This window comes from Leifsonia sp. NPDC080035 (assembly GCF_040050925.1).
Taxonomy (GTDB): Bacteria; Actinomycetota; Actinomycetes; order Actinomycetales; family Microbacteriaceae; genus Leifsonia.
Genome location: NZ_CP157390.1, coordinates 1,781,189 through 1,794,835 on the forward strand (window position 1 = coordinate 1,781,189; position 13,647 = coordinate 1,794,835).

General features: G+C 72.3%; 10 protein-coding genes. 9 read left to right on the forward strand and 1 reads right to left on the reverse strand.

Annotation, left to right across the window (positions count from 1 at the left end):
* Window positions 1-52 precede the first annotated feature (52 nt).
* From AAME72_RS08730 to AAME72_RS08745, 4 genes are all read left to right on the forward strand, one after another.
* On the forward strand, window positions 53-3,238 hold the full coding sequence (locus AAME72_RS08730) for a right-handed parallel beta-helix repeat-containing protein (protein ID WP_348789850.1): 3,186 nt from the start codon (window positions 53-55) through the stop codon (window positions 3,236-3,238).
* A gap of 67 nt (window positions 3,239-3,305) precedes the next feature.
* Window positions 3,306-4,226, forward strand: a complete 921-nt coding sequence (locus AAME72_RS08735) for a trypsin-like peptidase domain-containing protein (protein ID WP_348789851.1) — start codon at window positions 3,306-3,308, stop codon at window positions 4,224-4,226.
* A 100-nt stretch (window positions 4,227-4,326) separates the two neighbouring features.
* On the forward strand, window positions 4,327-5,040 hold the full coding sequence (locus tag AAME72_RS08740) for a TetR/AcrR family transcriptional regulator (protein WP_348789852.1): 714 nt from the start codon (window positions 4,327-4,329) through the stop codon (window positions 5,038-5,040).
* Between the two features lie 5 nt (window positions 5,041-5,045).
* Complete coding sequence (locus AAME72_RS08745; RefSeq protein ID WP_348790106.1) at window positions 5,046-5,939, forward strand: alpha/beta hydrolase; 894 nt, start codon at window positions 5,046-5,048, stop codon at window positions 5,937-5,939.
* Window positions 5,940-5,952: 13 nt separating this feature from the next.
* On the opposite strand, the gene AAME72_RS08750 is transcribed toward AAME72_RS08745, so the two are convergent.
* The gene (locus AAME72_RS08750) at window positions 5,953-6,384 is read right to left on the reverse strand and encodes a VOC family protein (RefSeq protein WP_348789853.1); all 432 of its coding nucleotides are present in this window, start codon (window positions 6,382-6,384) and stop codon (window positions 5,953-5,955) included.
* Window positions 6,385-6,476: 92 nt separating this feature from the next.
* Here AAME72_RS08750 and AAME72_RS08755 point away from each other — a divergent pair, with 92 nt between their 5' ends.
* The 5 genes from AAME72_RS08755 to AAME72_RS08775 all read left to right on the forward strand — a co-directional run bounded on the left by AAME72_RS08755 (window position 6,477) and on the right by AAME72_RS08775 (window position 13,604).
* The gene (locus tag AAME72_RS08755) at window positions 6,477-7,964 is read left to right on the forward strand and encodes a glyceraldehyde-3-phosphate dehydrogenase (protein WP_348789854.1); all 1,488 of its coding nucleotides are present in this window, start codon (window positions 6,477-6,479) and stop codon (window positions 7,962-7,964) included.
* Window positions 7,965-8,084: 120 nt separating this feature from the next.
* A complete protein-coding gene (locus AAME72_RS08760; RefSeq protein WP_348789855.1) occupies window positions 8,085-8,609 on the forward strand; it encodes a DUF488 domain-containing protein in 525 nt (174 codons plus the stop codon).
* Window positions 8,610-8,783: 174 nt separating this feature from the next.
* Window positions 8,784-11,111 (forward strand): FUSC family protein, encoded by a 2,328-nt coding sequence (locus AAME72_RS08765; protein WP_348789856.1) that lies wholly within the window; start codon window positions 8,784-8,786, stop codon window positions 11,109-11,111.
* A gap of 45 nt (window positions 11,112-11,156) precedes the next feature.
* Window positions 11,157-12,752 (forward strand): alpha-amylase family glycosyl hydrolase, encoded by a 1,596-nt coding sequence (locus AAME72_RS08770; protein ID WP_348789857.1) that lies wholly within the window; start codon window positions 11,157-11,159, stop codon window positions 12,750-12,752.
* A 150-nt stretch (window positions 12,753-12,902) separates the two neighbouring features.
* Window positions 12,903-13,604, forward strand: a complete 702-nt coding sequence (locus tag AAME72_RS08775; protein WP_348789858.1) for a YafY family protein — start codon at window positions 12,903-12,905, stop codon at window positions 13,602-13,604.
* The last annotated feature ends 43 nt before the right edge of the window (window positions 13,605-13,647 follow it).

Here is a 13,647-nt window from a genome sequence, read left to right on the forward strand (position 1 = left end):
GCCGGTTCGGTCGACGATGCGCGACGAGACGACGGGGGTCGCAGTGCGGTCAATGGGGAGAGTTCGTTCACAGGCGGGCCTCGGGCGCTCGCTCGTGGTCGCCGCGGCGGTCGGGGCGCTCGCGCTGGCGTCGCTCACGGTGGAGAGCAAGGCCGCGTCGGCGGCATCGCCGCCCGGGACGGTCGACACGGGTGACCCGCAGCCGCCCGCAGACCCGAGCGTGCCCGACGGGCTCGATGAGCCCGCGCCGGTGCCGGACGACTCGATCGTCGAGATGCCGCCGCCGGCGTCGCCGGCGATCGTCCCGAACGCGAACACCGCACGGATCGCCTGGGTGGGCACCCCTGCGGAGCGTCCGGCGGACGCCGCCCTCATCACGCTGCAGGCGGCGCTGAACACGGCTCCGGAGGGAGGCGCGGTCTCGTTCGATCCGAACGACTACGCCTTCACCGGGTCCCTCACGGTTCCTCGTGCCGTCACGCTCGCATCGAGCGCCGCCTCCATTCTGTACGCGCGGTTCACCGTCTCCGGTGGTGGGCTGACCCTCGGCGACACTGTGACCATCGCGGCCGCCAATACCGGCGCCGTCGTGACCGTCACCTCCTCGGGCGCGCTGCTCGCCGGGATCACGATCCGCAACCCGACGCCGGTGCTGCGTCCAACCGGCATCCAGCTCGCAGCCGGCATCTCCGGCGTACGGATCGAGGGGCTCGACATGGACGGCGGCGGGGAGGCGTCGTCGTACGGCGTCAATCTGACCACCGGTTCGGCCACGATCATGGACGCGGCCGTGACCGGCGTCGCGACGGGGGTCACCGCGACGGCTGCGTCGACGGCCGGAGGGATCACGATCACCGGCGGCGCGATCACCGCTTCCACATCCGGCGTCTCCCTCGGCAGCGCGGTCTCCCCGAGCGTGTCCGGGCTCGAGGTGACCGGGCCAGCGTCGGCCGGCACCGGGATCGACCTCGCCCAGTCGAGCGGAGCCGTGATCGACAGCGCGGTCGTGCACGGGTTCGCACGCGGCATCGGGACGGCCACCACCAACGCCAACGCGGGCCCCACGATCACGAACGCCGTCATCGACGGCAGCTCGCGGGAGGGGATCGCGCTCGGCGCCACCGGAAACCCGCGCGTCGTCGGCGCCCGAGTGACCGGTGCCGATACCGCTCAGTCCACGGGAATCCTGACGCTGCTCTCCACGGGCGCGACGATCACGACACCCACCATCGCGGGGATGATGTACGGCATCACGACGAACGTCGCGAACACCGGTGCGGGGCCGACGATCACCGACCCGACCATCACCGCGTTCGGCGGCATCACCCTCGGTTCGACGCAGGGCGCGAGGGTGACGGGCGCCGTGCTCGACGCGGGCGGCGCCGTGGGCGGGACCGAGATCAACCTCGTCAACGCGGGCCGGGTCACGGTCGAGGACGAGAAGGCGACCGGGTACCTCTATGCGATCGGGTCGCAGTCCAGCTTCGATCCCGCCTCCGATCGCACCGACATCTCGATCACCGACGTCACGGTGATCGGAGCGCCGAACGCGTCGCACGGTGTGTACCTCCTCGGCGCTCGCAACGCGACGATCGAGGCGGTGGATGCGGACATCACGGGCGCGGCGCTCGTGATCCATCAGTCGGTTGGCGTGACAGCGCACGACATCGTCGTCCACGGGCACGAAGGCCCGACCTCCAACACCGGGTCGTCGATCCTGCGGGCCTATGGCTCCCAACACGTGGACGTCGATGACTCCTCGATCGACGCCGGCTCATACGGGTTCTTCTACTCCGGCACCGACGGGTCCACCATCACCGACGCGACGGTGGCGGGCCTCGTCGAGTACGGGCTGTACGGGCGGAGTGCCGCGAACGTCGACGTCAGCGGCGTGACGTTCACGGGCAATTCCGCGGTCGGGCTCTTCGTCGTGACCACGCCAGCGGACGGCATCAGCCATGACATCGCCGTGCACGGGAACACCATGAGGGACAACGACGACGGCCTCTTCGTGCTTCAGGGCACGACGGCCGTCAGTTTCGCGGGGAACACGATCAGCGGGCAGCGAACCGTCGTGACCGCGGGGCCGGCGCACGATCTGGCCATCACCGGCAACACGATCGATCAGGCCGGAGCCGACGGCTTCGCCGCCATCACGGTCGCGCCGCTGTGGCAGGACGGTTCACTGGCCGGCTCGTACTCGTCGTCAGGCGTCCGGATCGTCGACAACGTCTTCTCGGGAGCGGGGACCTGGCTCCAGGTCGGGACGGCCGACGGCGCGTCGCCGGACTCGTCCCGCCGGACCCTGCGCGATCCCGTGCTCGTCACCGGCAACACCTTCCCCGCCGCATCCGCCGCGATCCGGACGTACGCGAACGCGGTCGACGGCGACGACACGGCTCCGGAGGTCGTCGCCGATGCCACGCGCGCGGAACCGCTGGTCGCCGTGGCGGACGGCCCGGTCGCGGTGGACGCCCGTGACTATGACGATCCCAATGACTGGGGCGCGCGGTGCAAGGCGACGGGCTTCCTGGACGGCGACGCGTACTACGCCGGCGGGGGAGCGGAAGTCCACGAGCTGTCCGTCGCGCCGGTGCTGTACCCGATGAACTGCATCGATCTCTCGCTCACCGAGTCGCTCGTTGCAGCCGGCGCCATCGGAGCCGGCGGGACGGTGACGTGGACGCTCACGCCGCACAACGACGGACCGCGCGCGGCGCCGGCAGGGTGGAGCATCCGGCAGCTGGTCCCGGCCGGGGTCGAGTTGGTCTCGATGTCCGGTGCCGGGTACTCCGTCGACGGCCGGACTGCCATCGCGACGTCGGCAGAAGAGATCCCGCCAGGGGACGACGGCCCTGCCTTGACCGTGACCGTCCGCGTGACCTCCCCTCCGCCCGGCACCTCGTCCATGAAGAATGTGGCGTACATCGCCCCGGGAGCCGACACCGACCTCGATGGTGACGGTTACAGTGATGCCATCATCGAGCAGTTCGGCCCGCTGGTCGTCCCGACCATCGACACCGACACGGACGTCTCCGAGACGGACAACGACGCGCAGGGAGTCTGGGCCACCACCAGCACGGGCGGTGGTGGAGGCGGCGGGGGCGCCGGAGCCGGAGGAGGCAGCGGCGGACTCTCCGACACCGGAAGCGACATCGCGCCGGCCCTCCTTCTCGCGGCCGGCCTGCTCGCCGCCGGGCTCTGGCTTCGCAGGGGACGACGCGCGCGGCAGTCCTGACCCATCACCCCGTCCGCCCGCGGCGAACGCGTGCCGCTGCGGCGGCCGGCGGGGTGACACTGGGCGTGTGGACGACTCCAATGCTCTCGATGCATACTCGGCGGCCGTGGTCCGGGTCGCCGAGACGGTGCTCCCGTCGGTGGCGTCCGTCGACGTTCGCACGCGGGCCGGACGGGGCGCGGGGAGCGCCGCGGTCATCTCGGCGGACGGGCACCTGCTGACCAGCGCGCACGTGGTCGCCGACGCGATCGGCGTCGAGCTGGCCTTCGCCGACGGCAGTGCCGTGGGCGCGCGCGTCGTCGGTGCCGACCCGCTCTCCGACCTCGCCGTGCTGCAGGCGCAGGGCGGGACGCCGCGGCCCGTCGTGCTCGGCGACGCGAGCGGCCTGAAGGTGGGCCAGCTCGTCGTCGCGCTCGGGAATCCGCTCGGGCTCGCGGGGAGCGTCACGGCCGGGATCGTGTCGGCGCTCGGGCGCTCGCTCCCGACGCCGTCCGGGCGCGTGATCGACGAGGTGATCCAGACGGATGCGGCGCTGAACCCCGGCAACAGCGGTGGCGTGCTCGCGGACAGCGCGGGCCGGATGGTCGGCGTGAACACGGCGGTGGCCGGCATCGGGCTCGGCCTCGCCGTCCCGATCAACCCGAGCACGCTCGCCATCATCGACGCGCTCCGGGCGACCGGGCGCGTCCGCCGCGCCTGGCTGGGTGTCGCCGGTGCCACCGTGCGGCTGAACGCGGAGGCGGCCGCGAAGGTCGGCTCGGCGAGGGGCATCCAGGTGGTCTCCGTCGTGCCAGGAAGCCCCGCGGCGGAGGCGGGTGCGCGTCCCGGCGACATCGTCGTCTCGCTCGACCGGTCGCCGGTGACCGACACGACCGGCCTGCAGCGGCTGATGGTGGAGGCGGCGATCGGGCGGCGGATGGAGCTGACGCTCTGGCGCAACGGCGCCCTGGTGGATGTGGTGGTCGAGCCGAGCGAGCTCGTCGGCTGACCCTCGCCATCGCTTCCGGAGCTCTTCACGCTCGCACGCGGCGTGTCGCGTGAAGAACTCCGGAACGGATGGCGGGGGGAGTCGTGATACGATACGGGACGTGTCGTATTTAAATAGGAGCAGTGGTCGTCCGCGTGACGCGGCACGCGAGGCCGAGATCCTCTCGGTCGCCTACGAGGTGCTCGTCGAGCGCGGCTACGAGGGAATCACCTTCGAGGAGGTCGCCCGGCGGGCGCGTGCATCCAAGCCGACGCTCTACCGGCGCTGGACGTCCAAACGCGAGCTCGTCGTCGCGGCGCTCCGAGCAGGTCCGGCCAGCCGGGAGGGCGCGGACGTCGTCGACACCGGCAGCCTGCGCGGCGACCTGCTCGCTCTCACGCGCCGCCTGCTCGTGACGATGAGCGCCACGGACGGGTACTCCGCCCTCGCCCTGCTGCAGGCCGGCTTCGAGGACCGGGCGCTCGGCGACGCCATCGAGCAATCGATGGGCCCGACCGGCGGACGCCTCCCCGCGTCGGTCGTCGAGGCCGCGGTCCGGCGTGGCGAGCTGCCGGACGGCGTCGATCCGTTCCCGTACGAGGAGGTCGCCGGGTCGGTGCTGCTGATGCGGCGGCTGTGCGGACTCGACACCGGCGACGACTACCTCGCGGCGCTGATCGACACAGTCCTGATCCCCGCCCTGCGCGCGACCGCCACCGCCGAGCCGCGCCCGCTGCCCGCCGGCATCTTCTCCAACCGCGCGACGGCCACCGTCGCCGACCCGCCCGCCGACAGACCCGCCCGACCCGACAACGAAGGAAGCACCACCGCATGACCACCATGACCAACACCCCCGCCATCGACGGTTTCCGCACCGAGCGCCTTCCCGGCGCGGGCGGCGTCGAGCTGAACGTCGCGGTCGGAGGCTCGGGGCCAGCGGTCGTGCTGCTGCACGGCTTCCCGCAGACGCACTACATGTGGCGGGAGGTCGCCGTGCGCCTCGCCGGCGAGCACACCGTCATCCTCCCCGACCTGCGCGGCTACGGCGCGAGCGGGAAGCCGGCGGAGGAGACCACCGACACCTACTCCAAGCGCACGATGGGCGAGGACGTCGTCCGCGTCGCCGCCGCCCTCGGCCACGACCGCTTCGGCCTGATCGGTCACGACCGCGGCGCCCTCGTCGGCGTGCGCGCGGCCCTCGACCACCCGGAGACCGTGCGCTACCTCGGCATCCTCGACGTGCTCCCGACGCTCGACACCTGGGCGGTGCTGCACGGCGTGGATGCGAAGGTCGCCTGGCACCTGTACCTCATGGCCCAGCCCGCCGGGCTCCCCGAGCGGATGATCGCCGCCGTCGCGGAGGACTTCTTCGCGTCCTTCCTGGACGCCTGGGACATCGACGGCACGACCTTCACGCCCGAGGTGCGCAGGCACTACCTGGACAGCTCCGTCGCCGCCGTGCCGTCGATCGTCGCCGACTACCGCGCGAGCGCCGGAATCGACCTGGAGCAGGACCGCGCCGACCGCGAGGAAGGGCGGAAGCTCGCGATGCCGGTCGGCGTCCTCTCGCAGGACTGGGGATCGCAGCTCGGCTTCGACCCGACGGCGATCTGGGGCGCGTGGTCCGACGACCTGAGCTACGAGCCGATCGACGCGGGCCACTTCATGGCGGAGGAGAAGCCGGACGAGGTGGCCCGGTTCATCCGGGCGCTCGCGGCCCGCGCCCGCGACTGACCCCCCGACCGCCTCACTGCAGGCAGAACTCGTTGCCCTCCGGGTCGCGCATCATGATCGCGAACTCCTCGAACGGTCCCCACGAGCCGGAGAGCGTCTTCTCCTCGGTGGCGCCGAGCGCGACCAGCCGGTCGCGCTCGGCCTCCAGCTCCTCGCGGGTGGCGCGGCGGTCCTCGAACGGCGTGATGTCGATGTGCATCCGGTTGCGTTGCCGCTTCTCGTGGCGGTAGCGGGTGAAGTAGAAGCGCTGGTGAGCCGGATCGCCGTCCCAGGCCTCCGCACGCTCGGCGAGGTCGTCGTCGGTCAGGCCGGCCTCGCGCAGCGCGGCGACGTCCTCCGGATCCCAGGAGGTCCACTCCGGGTACCCCATCGCCGCGCACCAGAAGCGCGCGAGCGCGGCCGGATCCTCGGCATGGAACGTGACATTGGCAACCCGCGCAGTCATGCCCCCGACCCTAGGGGAGATCGGCGTGCGCTCGGGTCATTTAGGATGGATCGGTCGGACAACGCAGCCCGGAGAGGGACCAGAGAAAGCACATGGCGAGTTCCACTGGAGGGGTCCCCTCCGCCGTCGAGTCGTACCGAGCCGCCTGGGTGGCACGCGAGGAGGCGGCGGAACAACTGATCCCTCTGATCGGCCGGCTGTACCGCGACCACGGCGTCGTCACGTCCATCCACGGCCATCGCCTGATCAACCTTTCCGCCACCGGCGTCATCTCGGTGCACGACCGTGCGCGCGAGCTGGGTCACGACGAGCTGACGCTCGAGCGCACCAGGCAGGTGCTGGAGGGGCTGCTCGCCATCGCGCCGGCGCCCGCCTCCATCGATGTGGCACGCCTGGCCATGTCCCTGCCCTCCGACGGCGACGTGATCCCGCACCTGACGTCGGAGATCGCCAAGGTCCCGGCGGAGGCCGCGGGCGCGGGCGCGACCGACGTGGTCCTCTACGGCTTCGGCCGCATCGGCCGGCTGCTCGCGCGCATCCTGATCAGCCACGCCGGCAACGGCCACGGGCTGCGGCTGCGCGCGATCGTCGTGCGCCGCGGCTCCGACAACGACCTGCTCAAGCGCGCCAGCCTGCTCTCCCGCGACTCGGTACATGGGCCGTTCCCCGGCTCGGTGACCGTGGACGCGGAGAACGACGTCCTCATCGCGAACGGGACGCGCATCCAGGTCATCTACTCCGACGACCCGGCCGAGGTGGACTACACCGCCTACGGCATCCGCGACGCGATCGTCGTCGACAACACGGGACGCTGGCGCGACGAGCAGGGATTGGCCGCGCACCTGCAGAGCCGCGGCGCCGCCCGCGTGCTGCTCACCGCGCCGGGCAAGACCCCGTTGAAGAACATCGTGCACGGGATCAACGACGACACGATCACCGCCGGCGACCGCATCCTCTCCGCCGCCTCCTGCACCACCAACGCCATCACGCCGGTGCTCAAGGTGATCGACGACGCGTACGGCGTCGCACGCGGCCACGTGGAGACGGTGCACTCGTTCACCAACGACCAGAACCTCATCGACAACTTCCACAAGGGCGACCGGCGTGGCCGCTCCGCCGTGCTCAACATGGTCATCACCGAGACGGGAGCGGCGAAGGCGGTCGCGAAGGCGCTGCCGCAGCTCGAGGGCAGGCTGACGGGGTCTAGCATCCGCGTGCCCACCCCGGACGTGTCGCTGGCGATCCTGAACCTGACCCTCGACCGCCCGACCACCAAGGACGAGGTCAACGACTACCTGCGGCGCACGTCGCTGCACTCGAAGCTGCGGCAGCAGATCGACTACGTCGAGTCGCCCGAGGTGGTCTCCACCGACTTCGTCGGCTCGCACCGTGCGGGGATCGTTGACGGGCTGGCCACCATCGCGGACGGCGTGAACCTCGTGCTCTACGTCTGGTACGACAACGAGTACGGCTACTCGTGCCAGGTGGTCCGGGTGCTCGAGCGGATGGCGGGCAGCCACCCGGTGGTCATCCCCGTGCGCCCCGACGTGCGTCCCGAGGTCCGCCGCGCCCTGGTCTGATTCCGCCTCGCGCAGGCCGCCGAGCACAGGAAAAGCGCTCTTCCGCGGCCGATTTCGCGACATTCTCCCTGTGCTCGGCGACTGCGCGCGTGCGCGCGGCGGTGGCGTACGGTGCGTGGGATGAGCGTCGTGTTCACGGTGGGGCACTCCACGCGCAGCTTCGAGGAGGTGCTCGCGCTGTTGCGCGACAACGCGGTCGATTGCCTGGTCGACATCCGCTCGTTCCCCTCGTCGCGGCGGCTGCCGCAGTGGAACCGGGAGGCGATCGAGACGGAGCTGCCCGCGGACATCTCCTACCGCTGGCTGCCGAATCTCGGCGGGCGCAGGCACACGCCAGCCGGTGTCGCGAGCCCGAACGGTTTCTGGCGAGTCAAGGCGTTCCAGGACTACGCGGACTACATGGCGACCGAGCCGTTCGCCGAGGGCCTGGCCGAGCTGGAAGCGCTGGCGGAGGAGTGCCGCCCCGCCATCATGTGCAGCGAGGCGGTTCCGTGGCGCTGCCACCGTCGCCTCGTCACTGATGCGCTGCTGGTGGACGGCGTGGACGTCTTCGACATCCTGTCGGAGACGTCGGTGCGGGCGGCCGTGCTCACCCCGGCCGCCCACGTCGTGGACGGGCATCTGGAGTACCCGCCCGAAGCGTGAAGCACCCTCCGCCTCCATCGCTTCCGGAGTTCTTCCCGCGACGCGCCGAAGGCAAGCGTGAAGAACTCCGGGAGCGATGGCGAGGGGACCGTGACCGCGACGTCGACTCGCGACTAACGTGTGCGTCGACGGCGCCCGATCGTCCGGGCTCCGCGCGGATGCGATGGAGGAGGCGTGCGCGTCGCGACCTGGCTGAGCCGGCACGATCCTGGCTACTCGGCGCTGCGGAGGGCCGGACGGGCGGCCATCGCCGTCCCCGCGCTGTTCCTGCTCGGCAGCAGGGTGATCGGGAGCCCGGACGTCGCGCTGTTCGGCGCATTCGGCTCGTTCGCCATGCTGATGTTCGTCGACTTCGGCGGTCCGCTGCGCGAGCGCGTCCAGGCGCAGGCCGCGCTCGCCGTCTCCGGAGCCGTGCTCATCTGTCTCGGGACGCTGACCGCGGAGCCGGTCTGGCTGTCGGCGGTGGGGATGGCGGTCGTCGCCTTCGTCATCCTGTTCGCCGGATCGGTGAGCTCGGTGCTCGCCTCGGCGGGGACCGCGCTGCTGCTGGCGTTCATCCTTCCGGTCATGCTGCCGGCGCCGATCGCGGCGCTCGGGCCGCGGCTGCTCGGCTGGGGGCTCGCGTCGGTCGTCGGCATCGTGGCGATCACTGTGCTGTGGCCGTCGCCGGCGCGCGAGCCGCTCCGCGCTCCGGCGGCGCAGGCGTGCCGCGCGCTCGGCCAGCGGCTGCGGGCGGAGACCGCCTACCTGCTCGGCGGCGCCGACCCCGCGCTCCTGGAGGCGCGCGACCGCACCGTGATCGAGGGGGACGCGGCCGTCGCCGCCCTGCACTCCGCGTTCCTCACGACCCCGTACCGGCCGACGGGGCTGAGCACGCCGGCGAGGACCGTGGTGCGCCTGGTGGACGAGCTGAACTGGCTGAACGCCGTCATCCACCAGTTCGACCGGTTCGGGCCCGGCGCGACGTCGGCGCCCGGGCGCATCCACGAGGCCGCGTGGACGGTGAAGCGCGCGGCAGCGGACGTGCTGGACGAGGGCGCGATGCTCCTCGCCCAGCACGGCGGCGACCCCGGGCCGCTGCAGGAAGCGATGCGGCGTCTCGCCCAAGCGCGGGAGGCGGTCGAGGAGGCGACGTTGCGCGAGCCGGTCGCCGGGCGGACCGGCGGGGATGCTGCCGGGCCGTCCGGTTCCGCGCTCGCGGGAGAGCGGGAGGCGGAGGACTTCGTCCGCGCGCTCGACCCGGGCTTCCGCGCGCAGGAGCTCGGCTACGCGGTGGCGACCGTCGCCGCCAACATCGCCCTCACCGCCCACGCGGAGCGCCGCACCTGGTGGCAGCGGCTGCTCGGGCGCCAGCCCGGCGACCTCGCCGGACCGGTCGCCGCCGCCGCCGAGCGCGCGGCCGGGTACGTCGGCTGGAACTCGGTCTGGCTGCGCAACAGCATCCGCGGCGCGATCGGCCTGAGCGCCGCCGTGCTGCTCGCCAAGCTCACCGGGGTCGAGCACTCGTTCTGGGTGGTGCTCGGCACCCTCTCCGTGCTGCGGTCGAACGCGCTCAGCACCGGGCAGACCGTGGTCAGGGGCGTGCTCGGCACGGTGGCGGGTGTCATCCTCGGCGCCGCCGCGCTGTTCGTGATCGGCGACAACCCGATCGTGCTGTGGATCGTGCTGCCGATCGCCATCCTCATCGCCGGTGTCGCCCCGGCGGCGGTCTCGTTCGCCGCAGGACAGGCCGCCTTCACCGTCGTGCTGGTGCTGCTGTTCAACATCATCGCGCCGACGGGATGGACGGTCGGGCTGATCCGGATCGAGGACATCCTGCTCGGCGGGGCGGTGAGCCTGGTCGTCGGCCTGCTGTTCTGGCCGCGCGGGGCCGCGGCGTCGCTGCGGAAGGCGCTCGCCGTCGCCTACGTCGACGGCGTCGAGTATCTCCGCGCCGTCGTCGACCACGGGCTTGGGCCGCTGGATCAGGACGGCCGGCCGGCGGTGGATGCGCGGGCGCCGTCGTTGCGCGCGGCCGCCGCCTCCCGCCGGCTTGACGACGCGTTCCGCACCTACCTCGCCGAGCGCGGGACCAAGCGTCGCCCGCTCGCCGAGGTGTCGGCGTCGGTCACCGGCGTCGCCGGGATGCGGCTGGCGAGCGACGCCATCCTGGAACTCTGGCGGGAACGCGGGGCCGTGCGGGGAGACGACACCGCCGCCAGGCAGTCGCTCGACGCGTCCCTCCGCCGGCTCGACGACTGGTACCGCGGGCTGGCGGCACGCCTGGTCGCCGGCGACCCGCTCCCCGAGCCGGCCGCAGCGGATCCCGCCGCCCCCGAGCGGCTGGCCGACGCGGTGCTCGACGACCTCGACGGCGAGAAGGGAACGGCCTCCGCGACCGCGGTGCGGATCGTCTGGACGGCCGACTATTTGGAGGTCGTGCGCCGGCTGGAACGCGCGATCGTTACGCCCGTCGGCGTGCTGCGGGATGACTCCTCGCGCAGCCTTCCGCGCTCCGAATGACCCCGATCCTCCGCGTTCCGGGCGGAGAGGCGTACTAGTGAAGGGGTGACCGATACTCAGCAGAACCCGAAGACCCGCGAGACCGGATGGGCGGGCGGAGCGGGCGAGCTCGTCTACGGGCTCGACCTCTCGCGTTTCGCGGACGGCGACGGCGACGGCTTCGGCGACTTCGCCGGCGCGATCGCGCACCTCGACTATGTGGCGTCGCTCGGCGTCACCTGGATCTGGCTGCTGCCGTTCTTCCCGAGCGCCCGGCGCGACAACGGCTACGACGTGGACGACCATCTGGCGGTCGACGAGCGCTTCGGCGACCTGGACGGGCTGCGCGCCCTGCTCACCCGGGCGCACGAGCTCGGGATGCGCGTGGCGATCGACGCCGTGCTGCACCACACCTCCGACCGGCACGCCTGGTTCCGCGCGGCGTGCGAGGACCCGGACTCGGCGGCGGCCCGGTTCTTCGTGTGGAGCGAGGACGACTCGGTCGAGAGGGGCGACCATCCGATGTTCCCCGGCGAGGAGGACACCGTCTGGACCTACGACGAGCGCGCCGGGCGGTACTACCACCACCAGTTCTACGCGTTCCAGCCGGACCTGAATGCGACCGACCCCGACGTCTTCGAGGAGATCGTGGAGGTGCTGAGCTTCTGGATCGGCGTCGGCGTCGACGGCTTCCGCATCGACGCCGCCCTCCTGATCGTGCAGGGCAAGGGCAGGCCGGACACCGACGTGGACGACGGCTCGTTCTTCGACGCGCTGCGGGCGCGGCTGCGGGAGGTGCGCGAGGACGTGCTGCTGATCGCGGAGGCGGACGAGTCGCCCGAACTGATGGCGTCCCTCGTGGAGCGCGACCGCTTCGACGCGGTGATCGACTTCAGCCTGAACAACGCGCTGATCCTGTCCCTGGCGAGGGAGGACTCCGCTCCGCTGCTCGACGCGCTGCGCCGGCTGGATGCGACCATCCCTCCCGAGGCCCGGCTGAACTTCGTGCACAACGCCGACGAGCTCGACCTGGAGCAGCTCTCGGACGAGGAACGGAAGGAGGCGTTCGCGCAGTTCGCGCCCGACCCGTCGATGCTCATCTACGGCCGCGGCCTGCGTCGCAACTGGGCGCCGATGCTGCAGCCGTGGGACCGGGTGCGCATGACGATGAGCCTGCTGCACGCGCTGCCCGGCGTCCCGCTGCTGATGGCCGGCCAGGAGATCGGCGTCGGCGACGACATGAGCGTCGAGGGCAGGGGAGCGGCCCGCACGACGATGCAGTGGGACGACACCGCCTGGGGTGGTTTCACGACCGCGCCGGAGTCGCCGCTCACGCTCGGCGCGCAGGTGGACGGGCCGTTCGGCTTCCCCTCGGTCAACGTTGCGGCGCAGGAGACCGACCCGGACTCGCTGCTGACGCTCACCCGCTCCATCGCCCGGGTGCGCAGGGAGGCGGGCGCCGACGCCGACGGCTGGACGGCGCTCGACGCGGGCGGCCGCGAGGTGCTGGCGCTGAAGCGCGACGGGCTGCTGACGCTGCACAATCTGTCCGCGCATCTCGTGCAGGTGGAGGCGCTGGCCGGGCACGACGTCCACCTCGCCGAGCGCTGGGACGGCCGCACCCTCGGGCCGTACGGGTTCGCCTGGCTCCGCTCGGCGTAAGCCCCCCCGACAGCCCCCGCCCTGCCGCCCCCGCCGCCCCGGCCCTCGCCCCCGCTCCGAAGGGCACGTTGTTGTCACTTTTCGCCTCGAAAAGCGACAACAACGTGCCCCTCGATGTCCAGGGTCCGCGGTCCGGGGGAGGATGGTGGGGTGAACCGGACCGACCGCCTCTACGCGCTCGTGGAGGAGCTGCGGGCCGTCTCGCCGCGCCCGCGCAGCGCGCGCTGGCTGGCCGAGCGATTCGAGGTTTCGGTGCGGACCGTCGAGCGGGACCTGTCGGCGCTGCAGGCCGCCGGCGTCCCGATCTGGGCGGAGACCGGCCGCACCGGCGGCTACGCGATCGACGCGGCGGCGACGCTCGGGCCGATGGGGTTCACCCCCGACGAGGCACTGGCCGTGCTGATCGGGCTCGGCACCCTCCGACGGGGACCGTTCCGCCAGTCCGCGGGCACCGCGCTGCGGAAGCTCCTGGCGGTGATGCCCGACGAGGATGCGCGCCGCGCGACCGCGCTGGCCGCGCGCGTCCACCTGCTCGAGCCCGAGACCGAGGACCCGGTGCCGCCCGCGTTCGCCGCCGCGCTGCACGCCGATCGGGTCGTCCGGCTGGTCTACCGCGACGGCTCGGGCACGGTCAGCGAGCGCGAGGTCGAGCCGCTCGGCACCATCGGCAAGGACGGCAGCTGGTACCTCATCGCCTGGTGCCGGCTGCGGGACGGGGTGCGGGCTTTCCGCGGCGACCGGATGCTCTCCGCCGAGCTGACCGACGAGCGCCCCGCGCCCCGGTCGCTCCGCCGGGAGGACCTGGACATCCCCTTCGGGACGCTCCGCTCGGTCGTCGACGACGTGAGCTGACGACCGGCGACCGATTCGGGAAACACCGACACAACGCTGTCGC

What these genes read in the sequence shown, in the direction of transcription:
- AAME72_RS08730 (WP_348789850.1), top strand. Translation starts at nt 53, where the DNA reads ATGGGGAGAGTTCGTTCACAGGCGGGCCTCGGGCGCTCGCTCGTGGTC.
- AAME72_RS08745 (WP_348790106.1), top strand. Translation starts at nt 5,046, where the DNA reads ATGACCAACACCCCCGCCATCGACGGTTTCCGCACCGAGCGCCTTCCC.
- AAME72_RS08750 (WP_348789853.1), bottom strand. Translation starts at nt 6,384, where the DNA reads ATGACTGCGCGGGTTGCCAATGTCACGTTCCATGCCGAGGATCCGGCC.
- AAME72_RS08755 (WP_348789854.1), top strand. Translation starts at nt 6,477, where the DNA reads ATGGCGAGTTCCACTGGAGGGGTCCCCTCCGCCGTCGAGTCGTACCGA.
- AAME72_RS08760 (WP_348789855.1), top strand. Translation starts at nt 8,085, where the DNA reads ATGAGCGTCGTGTTCACGGTGGGGCACTCCACGCGCAGCTTCGAGGAG.